Consider the following 25,631-nt stretch of genomic DNA (forward strand, 5'->3'; position numbering starts at 1 on the left):
TTTTGGAAAAGTTTACACACTTAATCGGGAAGACTCCATAATTGATGCTCCGTCTTTGGAAAAACAGCACCTATAGCTTCAGACATACCATTAAGGTTATCGCTACATGCTATCAGTATGTCTTGTATACCTCTATTTTTCATCTCAGTAAAATTTCCAAGCCAAAATTTAGCCCCTTCATTCTCACTGATCCATAATCCCAAAATATCTTTCCGCCCTTCTAAATCAATACCTAATGCAACATATACCGATTTATTGATAATCCGTTTATCCTGACGTACTTTTACTATTAAACAATCAAAAAATACTATAGCATATACTGGATCTAATGGACGGCTTTGCCATAGCTTAACATCCTCTATTATATCATCTGTGATTTGGCTAATTAAACTCTCGCTTACATCAGCTCCATATAACTCCTGAAGCTGTAATTTTATATCTGATAAACTCATACCTTTAGCATACAAAGATAGTACTTTATCATCAAAACCATCAAGCCTTCTTTGGCGCTTTGCTACTAATGATGGTGCAAAACTGCTATTTCTATCTCTTGGCACTTCAATCTCAACAGCACCATTCTTTGTAATCAGATTCTTTGTGTTATAACCATTACGTGAATTCTGAGCATCACTTTGATTGTACTTGCTATATCCTAAATGATTATTCATCTCAGACTGTAGAGCTCTCTCTACAAGACGCTTGGTTATTTCTTTTAATAAACCATCTTCCCTGAATAATATTGATACATCTGTATCATTATTGATCAATAAATCTATCGCTTGTTCCATTGCAGCATTTTGTTTCTGTGTCATTGTAATTTCTCTTTTTGTTATATTTTCTTCTATACAACCTTTGAGAAATTTACACACTTATTTGGACAGTGCCAAAAATACATAAAATGATATAAATTTTTTCTTTTATATTAAATTCTATAGACATTTCTAAAATTATTTTGTGAATTATTGTCATACGGCTTTGTTGTATGACCCGATTTTTTCGTTATTGCGAGAAGAAATTGTAAATTTCAACGAAGCAAGGAAGAAAAAAAATTCTGTAAATCAGAATTTTTTTAATTATTTTTTTGGATTGCCACGTCGCTTTGCTTCTCGCAAGGTGTTGTTACGTGGATCAATTTCACCTCTGTCGTCCCGTGGCTTGACCACGGGTTCCAGTTAAAAATATTTAAATTATTAGTATTTTTTATTGTTTTTATGGACCTAGTTAGCAAGCGAACTAGGTGACACAGTAGGTTTTACCGGTCTACGCAACAATGCCTCCTCGCAATGACTGTTCGGATATCCATGCAACAATGCCAACAAAGATAGACAATGACAAGTATGAGAGATATTACTAAGATAAAGCTGTAACTATTTAGCTATAGGTAAACTATTTTCTGCTTGATTTTCTTCAATTTCATTAATTTTAGAAACTAAATCTGATTTCTTTTTTGAGGAAAGGTTAGCAAGTACTATTGCGTTTATTAAAAATAATGTTGTAAGTATTATAGTGCTTTTAGTAAGAAAATTACCGACTGTTTTAGCACTGACTACTCCCATATTATTACCGCCGCTTATACTACTAATTCCATCCGATCCGCTACGCTGCATCAGAATAACTATAATTAGCAACACTGCAATAGTAATATGTACAAAAAGAAGAATTTCTATCATATAATAAAATAATCATTACCGTATATGTAAATCATACATTAGTTTTATATTATTTGCAACTTAGCTTTATAAAATAAACGTAATACTATAATAGTATCTGACAGAAACTAGACTAAAACCAGCATATGAATTTTTCAAGAAAGGTTAAAAATTCACAAAGCTTAGGATGTATAGTGGTGCGGGCTAGTGTACGATTTGCTAACCACTGGCACAAAAGAGTCTTCCCGATTAAGTGTGTAAACTTTTCCAAAAGCCTAGATTCTTTCGTCAAATTTTATTAAAAAATGAGCCATAGCCGCATTCCAATTTGGTATGGGCATGGACCATTTTTTGGTCATGTAATCAATTGCCAAATATAAGCTTTTAAAAACAGCATTATCATTTGGAAAAACACGTTTATTTTTTGTGACTTTTCGGAGTTGACTATTAACAGATTCCACAGCATTTGTTGTATAAATTATTTTCCGTATTTCTTCAGGGTATCCTAAGAAAATCATTAAATTATCCCAGTGAACATACCAAGATTTAGCAATTTGAGGATATTGTTTATTCCATTTAGATTCAAAAGCCTCTAAAGCGGAAAGTGCTTCTTTTTCTGTGCTAGTGTATAAATAGGTTTTAAATCACCAGCAAGCTCTTTCCGGTCCTTATATGATACATATCGTAAACTATTTCTAATTTGATGTACAATACATAATTGATGCTCCGTCTTTGGAAAAACAGCACCTATAGCTTCAGACATACCATTAAGGTTATCGCTACATGCTATCAGTATGTCTTGTATACCTCTATTTTTCATCTCAGTAAAATTTCCAAGCCAAAATTTAGCCCCTTCATTCTCACTGATCCATAATCCCAAAATATCTTTCCGCCCTTCTAAATCAATACCTAATGCAACATATACCGATTTATTGATAATCCGTTTATCCTGACGTACTTTTACTATTAAACAATCAAAAAATACTATAGCATATACTGGATCTAATGGACGGCTTTGCCATAGCTTAACATCCTCTATTATATCATCTGTGATTTGGCTAATTAAACTCTCGCTTACATCAGCTCCATATAACTCCTGAAGCTGTAATTTTATATCTGATAAACTCATACCTTTAGCATACAAAGATAGTACTTTATCATCAAAACCATCAAGTCTTCTTTGACGCTTTGCTACTAATGATGGTGCAAAACTGCTATTTCTATCTCTTGGCACTTCAATCTCAACAGCACCATTCTTTGTAATCAGATTCTTTGTGTTATAACCATTACGTGAATTCTGAGCATCACTTTGATTGTACTTGCTATATCCTAAATGATTATTCATCTCAGACTGTAGAGCTCTCTCTACAAGACGCTTGGTTATTTCTTTTAATAAACCATCTTCCCTGAATAATATTGATACATCTGTATCATTATTGATCAATAAATCTATCGCTTGTTCCATTGCAGCATTTTGTTTCTGTGTCATTGTAATTTCTCTTTTTGTTATATTTTCTTTTATACAACCTTTGAGAAATTTACACACTTATTTGGACAGTGCCTATAATTATGATGAAAATCTATTATTTTTATGGAAGCCCATAGGCGGTAATTTACCGGTACTACCTCTTTTTCCTAAAAATGCAATGATGTTTTTCTCAAGTTTTACTTTTCCATTGTTATTCCAGCTTAAACCATCTTCTTTATTGAATATCTTAATATCAAGTAACTTTGCATTCTTAAATTTTTGCAGCGTTACGCCTTGCCCCTTTTTCATTTCCGGTATCTCATCTATATTAAATACCAGTAATTTACGGCTTTCACCGATACAAGCAATACTATCCCCGTTTACAGGTAAACACGCTATACATGTGTGACCATCAGGCACGTTCATAATTTGCTTTCCTGTTTTTGTTTGAGCCATTACTTCATTTGAATTAACCAAAAAGCCTTTACCTATACTACTTGCAAGTAATAAAAGCTGATCAGATTTATGGACTAAAATATTAGTAATATCGTTATTGCCTATATCCACAAGCAGCTTTATAGATTCTCCTGTTCCTTTACCTTTAGAAATATTATCGGCAAGCAAAGTAAAAAACCTACCCTCCGAACTTACTATTAGTATCTTATCAGTCGTGTAAGCTTCTATAATAAACTTCTCTGCGTCCCCTTCTTTATATTTAATAGTCGATAAATCGGTGTTATGACCTTTTAACGAACGCACCCATCCCATTTTTGAGCAAATAATAGTAATCGGTTCTTTAGTAATAAACGCCGTTATATCAACTACCTGATTCGTAAGCGTTACTTCTTCAAAGCTTGTACGTCTAGCTCCTATTACTGTATTTAATCCAAATTTCGTTTGTACTGCTTTTATTTCTTTTTTAACTATTTTCCATAGTTCTTTAGGATTATTTAAAATCTCTTCTAATATAGCTTGTTGCTTCTGCAAGTTACTATGCTCATTAATAATTTCCTGCTCTTCAAGTTTACGAAGTGAGCGAAGGCGGGTATTTAATATCGCTTCTACCTGTATTTCGGTTAGTTTAAACCGCTCCATCATTATCGCTTTCGGCTCATCCTCTTCACGAATAATTTTAATTATCTCATCAAGATTTAAATAAGCTATTCTAAGACCTTCTAGAATTTCTAAACGATGCTTGATTTTGTTTAAAAGATAAGTTGACCTGCGAGTAACAATATTTTGTCTATGAGCTAAAAACTCTTGTAAAACCTCTAAAATATTCATTACTCTCGGTACATTATTACTGCCGATCACATTCATATTTAGCTGAATGCGGCTTTCTAAATTCGTTAGCTTGAATAGAGATTCCATAACTATTTGTGGATCACATCCCCGATCTCTCGGCTCTATAACCAATCTTATAATGTCGGTTGATTCATCCCTAATATTGCTAACAAGCGGGATTTTTTTATCTTTTAGTAATATCGCTATTTGTTCTATAAGTTTTGATTTTTGAACTTGATAAGGTATCTCGGTTACGACTATCTGATATGTACCGTAACTTAGCTCCTCTTTCTCCCATCTGCTTCTCATTCTGAAACTACCACGTCCGGTGCTATACGCAGCATTAATAAGCTCGGCTTTATCAATAATTATGCCGCCGGTCGGAAAATCAGGACCTTTGATGAAATTCATCATGTCGCTAATTTCAGCTTTCGGGTGATCGATTAAATGCACTAAAGCATCACATAACTCATGTAAATTATGCGGCGGTATATTGGTTGCCATACCAACCGCTATCCCTTCAGAGCCGTTAGCTAGTAAGTTTGGGAAACTTGCCGGCATTATTACCGGCTCTAAATCAGAATCATCATAAGTAGGGCGGAAATCTACCGTATCTTTCTCAATATCTACCATTAATAAAGTACATATTTCCGTCATGCGTGATTCGGTATAACGCATAGCTGCTGCATTATCACCGTCGATAGAGCCGAAATTACCCTGCCCGTCAATTAAAGGATAACGAAGCGAAAAATGTTGAGCAAGGCGTACCAAAGTATCATAAACTGCCACATCACCGTGCGGGTGGTATTTACCTATTACGTCACCGACCACCCTTGCACATTTCTTATAACCGGAATTCGGCTCAAGTCTTAGCTGTAGCATTGCGTATAACAACCTACGATGTACAGGCTTAAGTCCATCGCGTACGTCAGGAAGCGAACGTGACATAATCGTTGACAACGCATAAGCAAGATAACGCTCCGATAACGCATTACCAAAGTCAATATTTTCTATTTTAGCTTCTTTCATAAGTTATTTAATTTTTATTTATCGTCATTGCTAGCAGTCGTTGTTGCATGGATCAATTTTCCGTCATTGCGAGAAGAATTACGAAGTAATTCGACGAAGCAATCTCAGGACTTTGGCACGAGATTGCCACGCAGCCTATGGCTGCTCGCAATGACGACTGTGTATCCACGCAACAATGCTCACTAGCAATGCCGGGAATACCCCAAGCGTCTTCATGCTTTACCCAATATTTAGTTTCTTTCAATCGTTTATCTGCAAGTTTTGAAAGTGCGATATCTTCCTCAATTGTGATTTCATCAAAATCTTCTTCATCTATTATCATAAATTATTCCAATTATCTCACTTCAACACACAACTCTGCTTGTTATAAGCTAGTTTTTTACAAACTGCTTTAGCTTGACTAAGACTACCATAATCACCGGCTAAGATTAAATAGAAAAATTTGCCGTCGTCATATTTAACTTTTTTGGTTGTGATAACAACATTTTTAAGAATTTTCGGGAATTTCTTTTTTATTCTTTCCCCTTCTTGCATTGCTTCTGCTTCAGATTTTACCGAACCAAGCTGTATTTTATAACTCTCATTATTTTTACAATTTTTAGCATTACTAACCTTATCCTTACTTCCTTTTTCAAGCTTTATTATATTTAAATCCGTTTCATTTTTGGCGTTATTATTTGGCTCTATTAATGCGATCAGGTTAGATATTTCATCAAAAGATTCATTGCTTTGACTTTGGTTACGAGAATCTATATTCATAGGTTTCTCAGGGTCAGGAAGCAATTTTACGGTTTTAATATTTGTATCTTTAGCAATAAGGTTTTCATATATACTACTATGTACTGCTGCTATTTGGTTATTTTCTATTATAGACGGTTTTATTTTTGTAGGCAGCTCATCAGGATAAATAGTAATTACCGGCTTGCTATTCTGGTAATATTGATAACCAAAATAAATAGCGGATATACATATTAAGCACACTAGAAATATTTTAACAAAAATATTATTGATCATATTTAGTAATTTGATAATAAAAAAACGTCATTGCGAGGAAAAACTGTAAGTTTTGACGAAGCAATCTTAGGAGTATTACTTCATGAGATTGCCACGCAGCCTACGGCTGCTCGCAATGACGATGAAAACCTAACTACATCCTATCCATAGGCTCTACACCTATCACTTCAAGACCGCTAGCTATAACTTTCTGTATGGCACTTGCAAGAGCAAGGCGTGCTAGTGTTAATTCTTTATTGCTCTCAATTACAAATCTATAATCGCTATTTTCTTTACCGAAATTCCACATAGAATGAAATCTTGAAGCTAAGTTTATTAAATAAAATGCAATGCGGTGCGGTTCAAAATATTTTGCGGATGCTTCTAATGTTTTTGTCCAACTAGCCAAAAGCTTTATTATCTCAATTTCTTCTTCCGATGATAATAAAGATAAATCATACTTACCTTCTTCAAAGTTATTATAAGATTCAGGCATTAATTCTCTAGCTTTTGATAAAATAGATATTGTTCTTACATGTGCATATTGTACATAAAAGATAGGATTTTCTCTTGATTGTTCTTTCACTTTTACTAAATCAAAATCAAGCGGCTTATCATTTTGCCTTGTTAACATCATAAATCTTATGATATCTTTTCCTACCTCATGATTTACATCTTGCACACTAGCAAAGTTCCCAAGACGTTTTGACATTTTAACCGGCACACCATTTTCAACAAAATTGACCAATTGACAGATTTTAACGTCTACTTTAACCTGCTCTTTGCCTAGAGCCTTAACTATTGCCTCAATTCTTTTAACATATCCGCTATGATCGGCACCAAGTACATAAATTAAGTGATTTGCTCCTCTGTCTATTTTATCCTTAGCATATGCAAGATCGGAAGCAAAATACGACCAACTTCCGTCGGCTTTTTCTATAGGGCGATCTTGACTATCACCGTAATTGGTAGATTTAAATAATTTTTGAACTCTATTATCCCATTCCTCATGAACTTTACCTTTAGGAGCAGGGAGCGTTCCTTCATAAATTAGCCCCATACCGGTAAGTAATTTCACCGTTCCCTCTATTTCGCCTTTATCATGCAATGACTGTTCAGAGAAAAATATATCATGTTTAATGCCAAGGTCTGCTAAATCTTTTCTATTTAAATCAAGCATTTTTTCTACGGCAAAATTTTTGACTATTTTGAACCTTTCATTTTCGTTCATCGTTAATAATTTATTGCCGTATTCTTTCGCCAAAATTTGCCCAAGCGGAATTAAATATTCCCCTGGATATAAACCGGCAGGAATAGTAATTTTCTCGCCCAGAGCTTCTCTATAACGTAATAATACCGTACTAACTAAATCATTTATTTGCGAACCTGCATCATTAACATAATATTCTTTTGTAACAGAGTAGCCTACCTTTTGTAAAATTCTTGCTAGCACATCACCATATACCGCGCCTCTTGCATGTCCTATATGCATTGGGCCAGTGGGATTTGCCGAAACATACTCGATGTTAATATTTCTGCTCTTATCTATATCAATTTCAAAAAATTTTTCTTCATGCTGTAAAATATCTTTTATTGATGCTTGCCAGCTTTCGGCTTTTATAGTGAAGTTAATAAAGCCGGGCCCTGCTATTTCTATACTTGCAATATAAGGTAATGTGGTAAGGACTTCTTTAAACTTCAAAGCCACTTCCCTAGGAGAAATACTTTCTTTAGCAGCAATGATCATTGCAATATTACTTGATAAATCACCGTTAAAATTATCTTTCGGAGTTTCAATATTAGCAGTATTTGCTATTTCTTGATTATTATATAATTGCTTGCTTGCCGCAATTATATCTTGTTTCAATTGATTAAATATGTTCATGGTTATTAAATGTTGTTAAAATTCAGCGAACAGAGCTGATTATATTCTTGGATAGCAAAACGGTCAGTCATACCTGCTATATAATCCGCAATGATTCTGGCCTTACTATATGTTTCATTAGAGTCTATTAGCATTTTCCAATTAACCGGTAATAAATTTATATCATCCATATAAACCTTAAACAAACCTTGTACGATTTTAGTACATTTAAGGCTGATTGCCGTAATTTTATTACTTTTATAAACTCGCTCATGTAGAAACTTCTTAGTTTCCTTAATGCGTTCATTAGTTTTTTCCGTAAAATCCACTATCTGATAATTCAAGTTACGTATCTCGTCTATATTAGTAATTTTTTCTTTATTTAAATTTTCTTTTGTTTGCCATAATAAATCAGTAATTAACTCATGTATTAACTTACGTACTACCTCATAAATCAGACAAGAGGAGCTAATATTCTTAAATTTTGTTTTAATCTCAAAAACATGTTGGTCGATATATTTAAGCTCAGCAAGACTATTAAAATCGATAATTTTAGCACCGATACTATCTTCGAGATCATGCGAAATATAGCTAATATCATCGGCAAGTGCTGCTATTTGAGCCTCTGCCGATGCGTAAGTACTCAGTTCTAAATCATTTTGCTTATTATACTCTGCTATATATTCATTTATTTCATCAGTTATAGGACCATTATGTTTTACGATTCCTTCTAAAACTTCCCATGTTAAATTCACTCCGTTATAAGCTGCATATCTTTTTTCAAGCAATGTTAGTATTTTCAAAGATTGAGCATTATGGGAAAAGCCGTTATACTCTTTCATACATTCGTTTAAAGCTCTCTCTCCCGCATGACCGAAAGGCGTATGACCAAGATCGTGAGCAAGTGCTATTGTCTCGGCTAGATCACTTGATAAATTTAAAGTATTGGCAACCGAACGTGCAACAGTCGAAACCTCTAGAGAATGAGTTAGCCTATTTCTATAATGATCACCCTCATGATTAATAAAAACCTGAGTTTTATATTGCAAACGCCTAAAGGCATTGGTATGTATAATGCGATCACGATCACGTTCAAACTCGTTTCTATAAGAGGTCGGGAGTTCCTTATATAATCTTCCCCTACTTTTAAGAGGATCAGAAGCATATGAAGCTAGCATCGTTATCCTTTATTTTGAAAGGCGTTGTGTTGAGGCTACCAAATCGTCATTGCGAGCGAACGTAGAGAGCGTGGCAATCTAGAAAACAGTATAAAATTCCTGAGATTGCCACGTCGAGGCTCTGCCTCTCCTCGCAATGACGATTTGGTAGCCTCAACACAACGCCATCTTGAAAAAATATTCATTATACTATATAATTTACAAGACTTTTACAAGGTAATTTTGGTGACGATAACAATTACGGATAGAGCTTTTGAACGGGTTTACGAGTTAGTAGAGCTAGAAAAAGATAAGAATTTAGTACTGCGTGTTTCGGTTGATAGCGGCGGTTGTTCAGGACTTATGTATAATTATGAACTAGTCTCAAAAGATAATATAGAGCAAGATGATTATGTCATTACTAAACATAATGCTACAATTATTATTGATCCTATCTCTCAAAAATTTATGCTAGATTGTACTTTAGATTTTATAGAGGAACTCGGCAGTTCATATTTCAACGTTAGTAATCCGCAAGCTAAAGCAAAATGCGGCTGTGGTAATTCTTTTTCGGTATAGATATTGTTGCCCATGAAATTCTAAATCGTCATTGCGAGGAGCGAAGCGACGCGGCAATCCAGAAAATAATTAAAAAAATTCTGTAAATCAGAATTTTTAACTGGATTGCTTCGTCGAATTATTATGTAATTCTTCTTGCAATGACGGAAAATCGGTCCACGCAACAAGACCTTGCGAGCTGGGTACTAGATTCCTGCTTTCGCAGGAATGACATCGCAACGTCAAACTTCTAGCAAAATTCATAAACATTTTCTATAATCTAATGTTACTCATTATGTTGAGAGGCAATACCAAGCCCATCAACTTCACCATTATCACCATAAGGAAGGCGGGCTACTTCATTATTATTACCGTTATTATTCTCATCTTCTTCGTCATCTGAAGCGTTACTATCTACGTTAATATAAACATGTTGTTCTTGGGCTTGTTGAGCTATTAAACTTTGTTTTAGTGTTTCAGCTTGAGATTTTCTTAAATTTAGTCCTTGTTTTCCACATTGCTCCGTAGAGAGAATTTCAAGACTTTGAGATTGTCTTATTAAATCATCACATACAAAAACTCCGCAGTCCGAAGTATTATCTTGTTGTAGAATTTGTAAGTCTATTATTTCTACCTCAGAGCAAACCTCAGTAATAAGTTCTATTAAGTCAGGACGATCATTTAACTCCCTACCTAGAGGATCATTATACTTAAATATTACCTTATTTGTATTATTATCTTTACTAATCGCCATACTTACCCAATGCCCATGCCCTGTATTAATAGCCATAAGTACAATTTTATTATTTTTAATTAAATCCTCATGCACTCTTTCTCTAAGTGCATCTCTTACTTGTTCAGGGTGTGCTAAATCAACATGGGTAACTATAGAGAATTTATTTTTGTCTATATTTGCTTCTAATATATTTTTTATATCATCTTCAGTATACCAGTAATCCGGTTTTTGTATATTTTCTACAGTATGAAGTGGGCTGTTTTCCGGTGGCAACGGTGGTGGTTGATGCTGCTGTGTTTGCTGCAGCTGAACTAAAACTTCTTCTTGTTTTTGAGGCTGTATATCATTTTGTTTATTTGTTTCTTTTTGTTCATTAGTCAATTGCTCATTTTGATTTTGTTGTACTTTTGGCCACTCTATGGCTTGCGGCTCCGGCAGTGGTACAAAATTATTTACTAGAGTCTGTGTATCGCTGAAAAATTTTGTTCTGTTAACCTCCTTGGTAAACATACTAAGATCTTCTATTTTGCCTTTTTCAAGCATTGCACGTATAAAAGCAGTATTTTTTGCTATATCCGTATCAAAAGCTTTTAACGCCTTTGATACTAACCCTTGTTTTTCTTTATCATTTTTGTCGACTCTACTTGCAGCTCTCAAATATTCAAGCCCTGCTTTTTGTATTAAATTTAATTGAAATAAAAATTCTGCTACAGATATATGAAGATCTTTTTCTAAAGATATACAAAGTACTTTTGTTTCTCTTTTATTTTTTAAAATACTAAAAATTTCATGCAGAATATTACTACTCTCCTCAATATCGGCTATACTTAAACTTACTTTAAAATATTTCATTGCTTCATGAGTTAACTTGATAGCACTTACATTTTCATTCTTACTTTTATACCATTTCCCGAGTACTAAAAATAAGTCACCTATTTTTTTACAAATATTGCTAGAAATGTACGGAATTGTATCATGACCATAGAGAAAGTTAAAATCTTTATCAACTTCTAGGGTTTTAATATATTCTCTTATTGCTACAAACCAATCTAATTGTGATTCGCTATTTTCATAAATCATTCCTAAATAATAATAAGCATTGGCTTTTATCTCATTTATAGCTATAACAACAACTTCAACTTGCGGTCCCGTAAGTTTATCAAGCCATTCTAAAGCTTCAGTATAATACTTTGTTGTTCCGTTATTTTTTAATTTTATATCTAATAAATTCTCTTCAATTAGGATTTTTTTTGCTTTGTCAACTGCCTCTGTCAGCGGCTGCCACTTTTGCGATTGCGGATAAAGTTTTTTACAAAAAGATAAAGCTTTCCATTGCTGATTTAAGAAATATACATAATTACCTAATATTTCTTGGAAATGAATTTTAGCACTTATATCTTTCGACTCATAAAACTTTCTTATAATTTCTAAAAATGAAGTAACCATGGTTAGGTGATCATCAGAATATTTAATATATATTTCATTAAGCTCTTCTATTTCTTTTAAAGCAGGAAAAAAACTTTCTTCAGTTTCTTGTGCCGGTGATTTATTTAATATTTTTTTTGGCAAATAAGGTTGAATTAATGAATAATTGTTTGAGAACGTGTCTGAATCTAATCCTTGATGTAAATTAAGATTATCAGAAGAAATAAATGGACTTATTATATTATGTTTATTGACTTGAAAGAAATTTATAATAATTTTACCTATAGTTAAAATATTTTCCTTGACTTGATTAGATAAAACTTGTGATAAAATTGGCTTCTGTGTTTCTGATTTTTGCGGTTTTATATATATTTCTTTTATTGTAGCCCATTTATTTTGGCTTGAGTCCTTGACTTGATTTAGGTTCTTGACTTGGTTTAGGTCCTTGGCTTGACTTAAGTCCTTAATATTAAGCGTATCTGAAAAAGGTTTTATACATAGGGACATCAATTTTTTTACTTGTTCAATAATAAGCGGCTCATATAAGTTTTTTTTACTCAAAATATCTTGTAGCTCAAATTTCAACGCAGTAGTCATGATATTTTTCTGTTCCTCAGCAGTTATAGTAGAATTTGTATTGGAAGCAGAATTAGGCAGAACATCTCCTGTGCCTTTGGAAGGGGCAAGTACATACAAATCAGGATGTTTCTGCCCATCTATTACAGTAATATTAGTATTTTTTTCTTCTTCATTCTTACTCTGAGAAATAACCTCTATAGTTGTAGCAAAATTTACGGAAGCAGACTTAGGCAAGACGTCTCCTGTATCTTTGGAAATAGCAAGTACATCCAAGATTTTACGTTGCCATTCATCTATTAGAACAATATTAGCATTTTTTTCTTCTTCATTCTTACTCTGAAAAATAGCCTCGATATAAGAAAAAATTTGTTCTCGTTCTGCTTCTATTTCATTATTTGCGATTGTTCTAACTACTAACGAAATAGCATCTATAACAATAAAAAAATCTTTAGTATCAAGTGTTTCTAGAAAAGATTTAGTATCACCGCTAGGTTTTTTAAATAAATTTACAGATTTTCCTAGCTCTTCAATTATAAATTTTTGTCCTTCATCTAGATTTTGACGCTTTGCGTCCTTACGGAGTTTACTTTCTTCTACTTTAATTTTAGCTTTTTTTTCTTCGTTAGTTTTATAATCAGCAACAGAAATTATATAAGATACAGCATCTTTTAATTGTTCTTTAATTTCCGGAGTTAACTGACCATTACTATCTCTAAAAATATTAGTGAATTGTTGATATGTAGAGTCAACAACATCATTTGCACTATTATCTCTAATTACGACTGAAAATCTAACTTTTTCGGCTAATTCTAATATTTGCCGGTAAATATATAAATTAAGAATTGTTTGAATAGAATTTATAGGTTTATTATGAATCCCCGGACATTCTATAATATTAATTCCACCTTCATCATCAGATATAAAGAAATTATTAACAAGCTTATATCCATTATTTGCTTGATGATGTATTTTTTCATTATATTTCGGTTCTTTCGCATATAAAGAGCGGTCTTCATCTTCTTCTAATTTTTGTCCGCTTAAAAAACAACTAAGAGTAGTCGCTCCTACTCCGTTCATCCCTACCATTACAATTAGTTTATTTATACTATTTCCTGTTTTAGTAATTTCATTATGGCTTTCTGCAATTAATTTTAAAAGCTTATTACCGTTCTTTATGAACGGTCTTTTCAACTCATGGTAATTTTTAAGAGGTTGTAAATTTTTATTTTCGATTTCAGAATCAAGGTTTCGAGCTTTTGTTTTCTTTAAATATGTATTTACAGAATTTTTATTTAAAATATCTATTTCGGGAATGAGCTGAAATTCTGAATTATCATTAAAATTAGGAGAGATTTCTAATTCTGCTCGCTTATATTGATTATTATGTTTTATCTCTAATAAAGTTTTTATTCCGATATTAGTTATTGCTTTATTACTTACTAAAGAAAGCTTAGTTATTGTCTTGTTAAGCCTAAATATTTCGGCTAAAATTTTTACTTGCTTATCATTTATACCGCAATTGTCCAAAAATACTCGCTCTATAGTCTTATTATTCCTTAAATAATCTGCTATACATTGTATATCTTCCTTTATAAAGGGGTAGTTACTAAAATTCAAAGCGGTTATATGGATAAACTCGGCAAGTCCACTATTTGGTTTTACTAATGTTTCATTAAATATAGAACGAGTATTATTAGAGAACTAAGCTATAATATCTTTAGGTTTATACTCAGATATAAAGCTTGCGTTTGGAGTTAATATATCTTTAATATTAATATTACTTAACTTCATTAATATATTAGCTTCTTCAAGAGCAGTTAAGTTTGGAGTGTTTTATTAAAATACTCTGTCAAAAAATCATTTATATTTTTTAAACCTCGTTCCTGTTTGGGACTACCAAGCAATGTACTGCCAACTGCTTTTATTTGATTCCACATAATAATTATTATTATACCTATTAAATTATTTGCATTTATACAAATGAAAACATTTTCGCTCTATAAGTTGAATAAATAAATATTAATACTATTTAAAAAATTTTCTGAATAAGTAAATTTACAACAAGGATTTAAAGGTGATTGGTGAAATTCTGAGGATAAGAAAGTTCTATTTTTAAATTGAATTAATAGAGGATATTTTATATATATTTTGAAAGGTAAAGTTTAAGAGGCTATCTGTAAATAAATGTTAACCGATAATTTAATTTTTTTTTGCTGCAAAAATCTTATTAATTTTCGCTAAAAAAGCTCTTTAATTACTAATTAACATTTATTTACAGATAATCTCTAAGATTATTTTTCTTTTGTAATTTTATCATATTTTTTTAGTTTGATAAGAATGGACTCTAGATTATCCAACTTAATCATACATGGACCATCACTTGGAGCGTTATCTGGATCCTGATGTACTTCCATATACATACCGGCGATACCTACAGCTGTTGCCGCCTTTGCAAGCAGCTCTACATATTTTCTTTCTCCGCCAGTACTACCTCCTAGCCCTCCAGGCTGCTGAACGGAATGCGTCGCATCAAAAACTACAGGTACATTTAACTCCGCTATTATTGCAAGACTACGCATATCAGATACCAAATTATTATAACCAAAACATGCACCACGCTCTGTAAATAATATATCTTTTACCCCAAAAGCTTCTAGTTTTGTTTGTACATTTTTCATATCCCACGGAGCTAGAAACTGTCCTTTTTTTACTTTTACTATTTTACCTGTTTTTGCTGCAGCTTGGAGTAAATCGGTTTGTCTACATAGAAACGCCGGAATTTGTAAAATATCTGCTATTTCGGCTGTTTCAGTACATTGACTCTCTGAATGAACATCAGTAACAATAGGGCAATCGAATTCAGATTTTACTTTTGATAAAATTTCTAAACCTTTCTCAATACCAAGTCCTCTAATCCCATTTACGGAAGTTCTATTAGCTTTATCAAAAGAAGATTTATAAATAAATGGAATCTCAAGTTTGCTAGTTAATTTAACAAGTTTTTCTGCCATAAACAACGCATGATCTTTGCCTTCAATCTGACAAGGTCCTGCAATTAGAACAAACGGTAAATCATTTCCTATTTTAATATTGTTAAGTTTTACTACTTTTTGCATAATTCTTAGATTTAATTAATTGAGCGAGGCACGGATTAGTGTTTCTCGGTTATATTAGGTGTTGATTCATTTTCTATTAAGTCATTGTTAATTATTAGCGTATAATATTTTTCTTTTATTGTCGTTAAATCATAATTACCATGATAATAACCTTCTAGGTTAATAATTTTTTTTAAATAAAAATTTACCTGCTCTGTTTCTAACGGCTTATCTATATTTTTTATAATAGACGACTTAATATTAATTAAATATGCTTTTATTTTTTTAAATTCTTTAATAATTATAAAAATATCATGCGGTTTTGTTACCAATATTCCTACAAACAAAATTAATAATATTTGTGTTAAAGACATATTTATATTAATTTCTTATGTTTATATTTTGGATTTAAAATACTTTCCCCATTAGTACTTAGCATATATTCATGGTAATCTTGATAATTTCCTTCAAACCATGTAGCATTATTTTCTTTATCATATGATATAATATGAGTGGCTATTCTATCTAAAAACCACCTATCATGACTAATTACTAACACACAACCTGCAAAATCTAAAATAGCATCTTCAAGTGCTCTTAATGTATCAATATCTAAATCATTAGACGGCTCATCTAATAATATAACATTTGCTCCTTCTTTTAGTAATTTCGCCAAATGTACTCTGTTACGTTCTCCACCTGAAAGTTGTCCAACTTTTTTTTGTTGATCACCGCCTCTAAAATTAAAAGCTGCACAATAAGCTCTACTTTTAATTATTCTATTACCAAGTTGTAATTCATCTAGACCTTCTGAAATTTCTTCCCATATAGTCTTATTATCATCTAAATGATCCCGTGATTGATCAACGTAACCTAATTTTACCGTTTGACCAATTTTAATAGAACCACTATCTGGTGTTATTTTACCTGTAATAATATTAAACAAAGTAGATTTACCTGCCCCATTCGGTCCAATAATTCCTACAATAGCTCCACGTGGAACTTTAAAACTAAAATCTGATAATAATATTTTATTATTAAATTTTTTAGCTATATGTTCTGCTTCAATAACAAGATCCCCTAAACGAGGTCCGTTAGGTATAATTATTTGAGTAGGATCAGTTTTTTGTTCTTGTTGTTTATTTAATAATTCTTGATATGCTGTAATACGTGCTTTATTTTTTGATTGTCTAGCTTTTGGTGTTTGACGAATCCATTCAAGTTCACGATTCAATTGTTTTTTTCTATCATCGTCTTCTTTACTTTCTAAAGCTAATTTTTTTTGCTTCTGTTCAAGCCAAGAACTATAATTTGATTCCCACGGTATACAATTTCCACGATCTATTTCTAATATCCATTCTGTAACATTATCTAAAAAATAACGATCATGGGTAATTACTATTACGGTACCTTCATAATGCTTTAAATAACCTTCAAGCCAAGAAACTGATTCTGCATCCAAATGATTTGTAGGTTCATCAAGTAACAACATATCAGGCTTCTCTAAAAGCAATTTACATAAAGCCACTCTTCTTTTTTCTCCACCGGAAATTTTTGTAATATCTGCTTCTTTTGGTGGGCAACGTAAAGCAAGCATTGCGATCTCTATTTCACGTTCTAGATTCCATCCATCACAATTGTCTATTTTTTCTTGCAATTCTGCTTGTTTATCAAAAAGCTTTTGCATTTCTTCATCAGTGACTTCAGCAGCAAATTTGTTACTTATATAATTAAATTCATCAATAAGTTTTTTCTTTTCGTGAAGACCTTCTATGATATTATCAAAAACATTTTTACTAGCATCAAGATACGGTTCTTGAGGTAAATATCCTACTTTTATACCGATTTTAGCTGTTGCTTTACCTTCAAACTCTTTATCAATACCTGCCATTATTTTTAATAAAGTCGATTTGCCTGCTCCATTTGGACCTATTATACCGATTTTAGCTTTTGGTAAAAATGATAAATTTGTTTCTTTTAAAATTCGTTTACCATTTATAATTTTGCTTAAACCAACCATTTCATAAACATATTGATATGACATAAATTACTTATTTCCTTATATTATTATTTTACACCGATAAATATATTTACTACTGCATTGTATGAATTTATTGCTCTATGATCACATAATGCAAAATTAGACATTGTAATTTCTATCATTATTTTTCTTGTTTGGGTATTTATCTTAAGAAATAAAATGCTGTATATATACTTTACATTTTAACAGTATTTTTAATTTAATTTTAATAATATCAAGTCTAGTTCTTCTAAATTTTTATAATGAAATATTAATTTCCCACCTAAAGAATAATTTTCTATGGTTACTTTTATACCAAATTTTTCTGATAAAACTTTTACTAATGATTCAAGATCATTATCGGTAGCATTGTCTTTTAAAAAACGCTTTCCTACTTTATTATTATTGTTGGGAGATTTTGTATATTCATTTTTATACCATTGTCTTACTAGCTCTTCTGTTTGACGTACATTTAAATCATTACTTATAATATGATCGGCCATTACTTCTGCATGTTCATGATTTATTAAACATCGAGCTTGTCCCATGCTTAATATATTCTCATTTACTTTATCTTGAATAGATTGTGGCAAATTATTAAGCCTCAATAAATTAGCTATATGACTACGACTTTTGCCAAGCCTTTCAGCTAATTTTTCTGTCGTATAATTAAAATTTTCTACCAAATATTTAAAGCCACGAGCTTCTTCCATAACTGTTAAATCAGTTCTTTGTATGTTCTCAATTAATGCTATTTCCATACTCTCTCTAGCATCTAAATTTTTTATAATTACTGGTATCTCTAAAACTTTTGCTAATTTACATGCACGCCAGCGTCGCTCTCCTGCTATAATTTGGAAATTATTATCAACAATAATAGGCTGTAATAAACCATTATTCAATATAGAATCTGCTAATTCTTTTATTTTATCATATTCAAAGTTTTTTCTAGGCTGATTCTCATTCGGCCTTATTTTATCAATATTTATTATTTGTATTATTTCTGATTCTATAGAAATAACTTCTTCCCCAAGTAATGAAGATAACCCTCTTCCTAGTCCTTTATTTTTCGCCATATCTTTCTAAGATTTCTTTTGTAAGTTCTATATATGCAACTGCTCCCGAACATTTATAATCATATATAATAGCCGGTTTTCCGTATGAAGGTGCTTCAGATAATTTAATATTTCTTGGGATAACAGTTTTAAATACTAATTCTCCTAAGCATTTTCTAACATCATCTTCTACTTGTTCAGTTAAACGATTACGCTTATCATACATTGTAAATAATATACCTGCAATCTTTATCTTAGGATTTAATTTTTTCTCTACAATTTCAATTGTTTTTAGCAAGTGACTTAATCCTTCTAATGAATAAAAATCACATTGCATTGGAATCAACACTTCATCGCTTGCAACTAAAGCGTTTACTGTTAATAAATTTAATGAAGGAGGGCAATCAATAATTACATAATCATATAATATCTTTATTTCTTCCAATAGCTTCATTAAAATATATTCTCTGTCCTTTAATTTTGTTAAATCTAATTCAGCAGCAGATAGATTAGTGTTTGAAGTAATTATTTCTAAATTTGGTATGTCTGTAGAAATTATTGCATCTTTCAATTTTATTAAATTTGTTAATACTTGATATATAGTATTTTTGCGTTGTTGCTGGCTAATTCCAAAACCAGTACTACTATTCCCTTGAGGATCAAGATCTATAACTAAAATTTTTTTATTTACAGCAGCAAAAGCTGTAGCTAAATTTACAGTAGTTGTAGTTTTAGCCACCCCTCCTTTTTGATTAACAATAGCAATTACTTTCATATAATTTTTGTTAAATTACTAACTTCTAGAATTTTTCCTTCTTCACAAGTAATACTTTGATGTATTAAATAATCAAATAACCACATCTCTTTAGCTTCTACTATTTCTGTTAAATAATTTTTTCCTTTTAATAATAAAAATTTTTCTTGTACTGAAATATTTTTTATACAATTAAATATTGTATTTAATTTAGAGAAAGCTCTACAAGTCAATATACTACAATCTATTTCTACTTTTTCTATTCTTTGATTGATTATTTGTATGTTATTATTTGATATCTTTGATGCTTTTTCTAAAAATATACATTTACGTAAATCAGCTTCTATTAAACTTACTTTTGCTACCCCTGCTATAGATAACACTATACCGGGAAAACCGGCCCCACTTCCTATATCAACCAAGTGTATTTCTTTATTATCAATATATTGCATTAATTGTAATGAGTCTAATATATGACGTTGCCAAAAATTATGTATAGTATTATCCGATACAAGATTAATTGATTTATTCCATTTTTTAACTAACTTTTGAAAAATTTCTAACTTTTCAATTATTTCACGTGGAACTTCCATCACTATATTTAGTTTTTAAATAAATTATAATAGCCGTAATTGCTGCAGGTGTAATCCCTGAAATTCGACGTGCTACACCAATAGTAGTAGGTTTATGAGAAGAAAGTTTTTCCTGTATCTCTAATGATATACTTGGTATTTTAAAATAGTCAATATTTTTAGGTATTAACTGTGCCTCTTCACTTTGAAATAAATTAATATCTGCGTGTTGTCTAGTTAAATATGAAGCATATTTTGCTTCAATATAGAGTAATTGCAAAATATTATTATTTTGCATTTCTTTAAGCATAGGAAAAATTTTAATAGCTTGTTCAACATTAAAACTAGGTATTTTAAATAAGTCTAATACTGTTTTATATGTACCATCCTGTGCAACCTGTATACCCATTTTAGCAAGTTTACTAGTAGTTAAAGACAAGGTATTTAATAATAATTTTGTTTTTTCTATATCTTCACATTTTTTTGTAAAAATTTTTTTACGTTTTTCTGATACAACACCAATATTTATCCCTAATTCCGTTAAACGTAAGTCAGCGTTATCTGCTCTTAAAGATAATCTATATTCTGAACGAGAGGTAAACATACGATAAGGTTCTATAGTACCAAATGTTGTTAAATCGTCAATCATTACTCCAATATAACTGTTTGCTCTTGTTAACATAAACGGTGCTTGATCTTTTACTGCTAAAGCAGCATTTATACCGGCTATTATACCTTGCCCTGCGGCTTCTTCATATCCTGTAGTACCGTTAATTTGCCCAGCAAAATACAATCCAGCTATTTTTTTTGTCTCTAGCGTAACACTTATTTCACGTGGATCAACATAATCATATTCTATAGCATAACCTGGACGTAAAACTTTTACATTTTCTAATCCTGGTATTGTTTTAATTAATTTATGTTGTACATCCTCAGGCAAAGAAGTAGAAATACCGTTTGGATAAATCGTGTAATCATCTAACCCTTCAGGTTCTAAAAATATACGATGTTCTGATTTTGTACTAAATCTGACTATTTTATCTTCAATAGAAGGACAATATCGCGGTCCTATTCCTTCTATCTGTCCTGAATACATTGCGGATTTATTAAGGTTCTCACGTATAATATCATGAGTTTCTGAGGTTGTTTTTGTAATAAAACAATTTATCTGAGGAACATTAACAACACTTGTTAATTCAGAAAAAGGACGAGGAGTTTTATCGCCGGGCTGTAAAGCTGTTTTACTATAATCAATAGTACGCCCGTCAATTCTTGGTGGTGTACCTGTTTTTAAACGGGCAATCTTAAATCCTACTTTTTTTAATGTATTTGATAATCCATACGAAGGCTCTTCATCTACTCTACCGGCAGGAATTTTTTTTTGTCCAATATGAATAAGACCTGATAGAAAAGTACCCGTAGTTAATATAATTTTTTGACAAAGAATTTTGCTATCGTTATTTAAAATAACCGCTTCAACTTTAGAAGATTTAATTTCTATATCTTCCACTTTTCCATATAGTATATCTAGATTAGGGTAATTTGTTAATATTTGACACATCGCTTTTTTATAAAGCTTTCGATCAGCTTGAGCTCTAGGTCCCCAAACTGCCGGTCCTCTAGTCTCATTCAGCATTTTATAATGTATACCGCCTTGGTCTATAACATAACCCATTAACCCATCAAGGGCATCGATTTCTTTAACTAATGTGCCTTTTGCAATTCCACCAATTGCTGGATTGCAAGACATTTCGCCTAAATTTTCCGGTTTTAACGTAATTAAGAGAGTAGAAGCTCCAAGACGTGCAGAAGCGGCTGCTGCTTCTACGCCTGCATGTCCACCGCCTATAACTATTACGTCATATTTTAGCATTAATTATTCTATAATTTCAGATTTGTTAAAGAAAAATTCGATTTCTCTTTTCGCACTGTTTTCACTATCTGAACCATGAATACTATTAGCCTCAATTGATTCGCCTAAATCTTTTCTAATAGTTCCCGCTTCAGCTTCAGCAGGATTAGTTGCACCCATAATGGTACGGTTTAAAATTATAGCATCTTCCCCCTTAAGAACTTGAAGTACTACCGCTCCTGAAGTAATGTATTCAACTAAGCTATTAAAAAACGGTCTTGCTCTATGTTCATCATAGAAACACTCAGCTTCATATTTAGTTAAAAATTTCATTTTCTGAGCTACTATCTTTAAGCCTGCATTTTCCAAATAAGTATTAACTTGTCCTATTTTATTCCTCTTGATAGCATCAGGCTTAATCATTGAAAAAGTATATTGTATTGTCATTTTGTAACCTATTTATATAATTGTTAAATTTATTTTTTAGCTGAACGATTCCATGTTAAAGCAAATAACCCTCCTCCTAAAAGAGCAGAAATACTGAAAAATATAAATACCCCATTCCAACCGTAATTATCGCTAATCCATCCTACGCCGACTCCAGCAATAGCCGCTCCTAAATAACCAAATAACCCTGATAATCCATTAGCCGTACCGACAGCATGACGAGTACTAAAATCAGCAGCTGCTATACCTACAAGGAGCTGAGGTCCTGAAACAAAAAAGCCTATTAAAGAAAGAATTACTATACTTAATAATTCACTTTGGATAGGAATTTTCCAAAACAAGACTAACAATAAGCTAAGCAATACCATACATATGGATGCAACAGGACCTCGACGACCTTGAAATAGTTTATCAGATAAAACACCTGCTATTAATGCCCCTGGGATACCTATCATTTCATATAAACCGATTTGTAAGCCTACATTTGCAAGGCTTATATTACGTAAATCTTTTAAAAATGTTGGAGCCCAATAAATTACTCCGGAACGTATTATATAAACAAACATGTTTGCTAAACAAACATACCATATTAGCTTATTACAAAAGACCATTTTAAGTAATTGAGGAGTTAATAGCTTCTCATAATCCCCTATAGCTTCAGGCGGATATTCTTTATATTCCTCTACGGTAGATAAACCTACTTCTTTTGGAGAATTACGAAGCCTATTATATAAAAAAAGCGATACTACACAAGCAACTACACCGGGAACGAAAAAAGCGACTCTCCAATCAAATTTATCGATTAAATAACCGCAGCTTATCATAGCAAGGGCACCACCTATTTGATTAGAAGTTGCACCCATAGCCCATTTAGTTCCAAGTTCTTTTGAAGCGAACCAGTGAGTAAGCATTTTTGTTGCAGGAGGCCAACCCATAGATTGAAACCAGTTACTAGCTATCCATAAAATTCCTATAAGCCATAAAGAATCTGCAAAACCTATTAGAATAGTAATGACCCCGACAAATAAAAGACCCAAAACCATAAATATCCGAGCATTAACTTTATCGCTAATAAACCCGTTACAAGCTTTACTAACTCCATACATAATAGATGAAGCAGTTAATATCCAACCAATTTGTGTTTTAGTAACCCCAAAATATTCTCTTATAGCAGGTGTTGCTATATTAAAATTCTGACGACAAAAATAAAAAGTCGCATAACCTATAATAATAGAATACAAAATCCTTATTCGCCAACTATTATATTTTTTTACATATGGCGATCTTGGAGTTTTAATTTTGGGCTTTGTATCTGTCATATTATAAACTCTCCGACTATAAAAAAAGCAAGTTTCTGAGAAACTTGCTTTTTTATTTTAACAAACTCTATTTTTCAGTTTTATTTACCAAAACTTGGTACTCTTTATTTAAACCTTTAACGGCATATATCCATAATATTACTATTACAAAGAATATAGAAGCAAAATATGGTGTTGCCTCAACAAAACCGAATGCAGGAAATAAAATAAAGAATGTGGATTGAATAATAGCACCACCCGATTTACCGAATCTTCCTCCGATAACTTCAACAGCAGCCTGTCCTTTTACTCGTAAATCCTTATCAAGCGGAATATATGCCATGTTTTTAGTGGCATCAAATAAAGAATATTTTACACCTTTACTTAAAACATTTTGAATCATACCGATCATAACAGCAAGTGCTAAAGGACCTGAAGCAAGAATACCTGTTAAATGCATAGCAATAACACTATCAAAAAAGATAAATGCAAAAAACGCTGCACCGGTAATTAACATCATTAATGGAGTTATCATAGCTGCAGCTAACCATGATACTTTTCTTAAAATATTACTACCTATAAGCATGAAAGCAATTGCAACCCAACCCTGATAAAATTGGAACTTACCCATATATATAGTATAGGCCTCTTTCGTCGGATACAATTCTTTTACTTTTGATTTCCAAACGCCTTCAACTAAGTTTACTGAAATACCATAAGCAATAAGTAACAATGCAATATAACCTACATACTTAGAGGTAAAGATCATTTTAAAACTGTCTATTAATGACATTTTAGCTTTAGCTTTCTTTTCTTTTACTAATGCCGGATCATAAAGTCTAGGATCGGTTAGAACGTTTCTATTCATCCATCTATATGTTAATATTACCAAAAAGCTACTTGTTATCATTATAACAAATAAAGGCACAAATTTTAGATGTTCTGCAACTATTTGAGTTTTTTCATGCAAGAAATATCCAATAATCACGGATGTTACAGGCAATGCTAAATTAGCAAGTAAACCAAACATTGAGTAAAAACGTTTAGCTTCATCGGTTTTAGTAATTTGGTTAGCAAACTGCCAAAATAATAAACTAAGCATCATTGTTCCCCAAAGCTCTGCCATAGTATAAAAAGATGCAAAACTCCATTTTCCTACTATTCTTATAAACCATTTAAAATTAGGGTAAGCTAAACTTAAAGATTCTATAGTTTCAGGATCAGGATGAACTAAATCAGGGTAGGGGTAAAGAACAAACGCAAATAACGCAAAATACCCTAAGAAAAATGAAGTAATAACATAAAATACGTTTTCTTGCTTTAAAATATCGCAGAGCTTAACATAAATTACCATAGCGATTACGGCAGAAGGTAGTACTATATATGTTTTTAAGAAACTTATTGCTTCTGCCCCTATATCCGTTACTACAAATCCGTCTTTAATTGAACGAAGCGTTGAGTAGTTTAATAAAATACAGAACATCATAAATGCCATAGGCAAAAACTTCTTATTTTCGTATTTTTCTATGGGCCAAATTACTTTTCTTAGTTCCGAGAGATAATTATCACTTTTGGGAGTATTCATAAATTAAATTTTTCTATTTATTTTGAAGATAAATATTATACTAGAATATGTTAGAAAAGTCAAACCTATTGATTTTTTCTCAAAGGAAATATAAATAAAATGTATTAACTCTGAGATGTATAAAAGAAATTTACTTGATTTTAATTTCTATCTATAATTTTCTATTTATAAACTATTAAAATAAAATTAGGCAGTTATATGCTTGTATAAC

The 25,631-nt window shown here is 31.7% G+C and carries 18 protein-coding genes and 2 pseudogenes; 1 reads left to right on the forward strand and 19 read right to left on the reverse strand.

Annotated features, from left to right (window positions below; genetic code table 11):
- Positions 1-38 precede the first annotated feature (38 nt).
- The 8 genes and pseudogenes from RF_RS00555 to RF_RS00590 all read right to left on the reverse strand — a co-directional run.
- Positions 39-812: pseudogene (locus RF_RS00555) on the reverse strand (IS256 family transposase); the annotation flags it as partial.
- Between the two features lie 555 nt (positions 813-1,367).
- Positions 1,368-1,670: a preprotein translocase subunit SecG gene (gene secG / locus RF_RS00560; protein WP_011270458.1), complete on the reverse strand. Its 303-nt coding sequence runs from the start codon at positions 1,668-1,670 to the stop codon at positions 1,368-1,370.
- A 254-nt stretch (positions 1,671-1,924) separates the two neighbouring features.
- Positions 1,925-3,138, reverse strand: a pseudogene (locus tag RF_RS00565) (IS256 family transposase).
- Positions 3,139-3,216: 78 nt separating this feature from the next.
- Positions 3,217-5,430, reverse strand: coding sequence for a DNA topoisomerase IV subunit A (gene parC, locus RF_RS00570; protein WP_011270461.1), 2,214 nt, complete (start codon positions 5,428-5,430; stop codon positions 3,217-3,219).
- A gap of 52 nt (positions 5,431-5,482) precedes the next feature.
- Positions 5,483-5,752: a hypothetical protein gene (locus RF_RS10375; RefSeq protein ID WP_039594787.1), complete on the reverse strand. Its 270-nt coding sequence runs from the start codon at positions 5,750-5,752 to the stop codon at positions 5,483-5,485.
- Positions 5,753-5,769: 17 nt separating this feature from the next.
- A complete protein-coding gene (locus RF_RS00580) occupies positions 5,770-6,444 on the reverse strand; it encodes an SPOR domain-containing protein (protein ID WP_011270462.1) in 675 nt (224 codons plus the stop codon).
- A 133-nt stretch (positions 6,445-6,577) separates the two neighbouring features.
- Positions 6,578-8,308 carry an arginine--tRNA ligase gene (argS, locus tag RF_RS00585; RefSeq protein ID WP_011270463.1) on the reverse strand — a complete coding sequence of 577 codons (1,731 nt, stop codon included), beginning with the start codon at positions 8,306-8,308 and terminating at the stop codon, positions 6,578-6,580.
- A gap of 5 nt (positions 8,309-8,313) precedes the next feature.
- Positions 8,314-9,465, reverse strand: coding sequence for a deoxyguanosinetriphosphate triphosphohydrolase (locus RF_RS00590; RefSeq protein ID WP_011270464.1), 1,152 nt, complete (start codon positions 9,463-9,465; stop codon positions 8,314-8,316).
- A 225-nt stretch (positions 9,466-9,690) separates the two neighbouring features.
- Here RF_RS00590 and RF_RS00595 point away from each other — a divergent pair, with 225 nt between their 5' ends.
- A complete protein-coding gene (locus RF_RS00595) occupies positions 9,691-10,023 on the forward strand; it encodes an iron-sulfur cluster assembly accessory protein (protein WP_039594789.1) in 333 nt (110 codons plus the stop codon).
- Between the two features lie 265 nt (positions 10,024-10,288).
- On the opposite strand, the gene RF_RS11060 is transcribed toward RF_RS00595, so the two are convergent.
- From RF_RS11060 to tlc1, 11 genes are all read right to left on the reverse strand, one after another.
- Entirely contained in the window at positions 10,289-14,359 is a 4,071-nt protein-coding gene (locus RF_RS11060; RefSeq protein ID WP_011270466.1) for a Ulp1 family isopeptidase, read from the reverse strand.
- A gap of 674 nt (positions 14,360-15,033) precedes the next feature.
- The gene (kdsA, locus tag RF_RS00620; RefSeq protein WP_011270467.1) at positions 15,034-15,858 is read right to left on the reverse strand and encodes a 3-deoxy-8-phosphooctulonate synthase; all 825 of its coding nucleotides are present in this window, start codon (positions 15,856-15,858) and stop codon (positions 15,034-15,036) included.
- A gap of 35 nt (positions 15,859-15,893) precedes the next feature.
- The gene (locus RF_RS00625; protein WP_011270468.1) at positions 15,894-16,211 is read right to left on the reverse strand and encodes a DUF2672 domain-containing protein; all 318 of its coding nucleotides are present in this window, start codon (positions 16,209-16,211) and stop codon (positions 15,894-15,896) included.
- Between the two features lie 2 nt (positions 16,212-16,213).
- On the reverse strand, positions 16,214-17,881 hold the full coding sequence (ettA, locus tag RF_RS00630) for an energy-dependent translational throttle protein EttA (protein ID WP_011270469.1): 1,668 nt from the start codon (positions 17,879-17,881) through the stop codon (positions 16,214-16,216).
- A 191-nt stretch (positions 17,882-18,072) separates the two neighbouring features.
- Entirely contained in the window at positions 18,073-18,933 is an 861-nt protein-coding gene (locus tag RF_RS00635; protein WP_011270470.1) for a ParB/RepB/Spo0J family partition protein, read from the reverse strand.
- Positions 18,920-19,687 carry a ParA family protein gene (locus RF_RS00640; RefSeq protein ID WP_011270471.1) on the reverse strand — a complete coding sequence of 256 codons (768 nt, stop codon included), beginning with the start codon at positions 19,685-19,687 and terminating at the stop codon, positions 18,920-18,922. Before RF_RS00640 ends, RF_RS00635 begins: the two co-directional genes overlap by 14 nt.
- On the reverse strand, positions 19,684-20,259 hold the full coding sequence (rsmG, locus tag RF_RS00645) for a 16S rRNA (guanine(527)-N(7))-methyltransferase RsmG (RefSeq protein ID WP_143549664.1): 576 nt from the start codon (positions 20,257-20,259) through the stop codon (positions 19,684-19,686). Before rsmG ends, RF_RS00640 begins: the two co-directional genes overlap by 4 nt.
- Positions 20,243-22,111 carry a tRNA uridine-5-carboxymethylaminomethyl(34) synthesis enzyme MnmG gene (mnmG, locus tag RF_RS00650; RefSeq protein WP_011270473.1) on the reverse strand — a complete coding sequence of 623 codons (1,869 nt, stop codon included), beginning with the start codon at positions 22,109-22,111 and terminating at the stop codon, positions 20,243-20,245. Before mnmG ends, rsmG begins: the two co-directional genes overlap by 17 nt.
- Positions 22,112-22,114: 3 nt before the next feature.
- Positions 22,115-22,537: a nucleoside-diphosphate kinase gene (gene ndk / locus RF_RS00655; RefSeq protein WP_011270474.1), complete on the reverse strand. Its 423-nt coding sequence runs from the start codon at positions 22,535-22,537 to the stop codon at positions 22,115-22,117.
- Between the two features lie 29 nt (positions 22,538-22,566).
- Positions 22,567-23,856, reverse strand: coding sequence for an MFS transporter (locus tag RF_RS00660; RefSeq protein ID WP_011270475.1), 1,290 nt, complete (start codon positions 23,854-23,856; stop codon positions 22,567-22,569).
- A gap of 67 nt (positions 23,857-23,923) precedes the next feature.
- Positions 23,924-25,420: an ATP/ADP exchange transporter Tlc1 gene (tlc1, locus tag RF_RS00665; protein ID WP_011270476.1), complete on the reverse strand. Its 1,497-nt coding sequence runs from the start codon at positions 25,418-25,420 to the stop codon at positions 23,924-23,926.
- Positions 25,421-25,631 lie beyond the last annotated feature (211 nt).

Source organism: Rickettsia felis URRWXCal2 (assembly GCA_000012145.1).
Lineage (GTDB): Bacteria > Pseudomonadota > Alphaproteobacteria > Rickettsiales > Rickettsiaceae > Rickettsia > Rickettsia felis.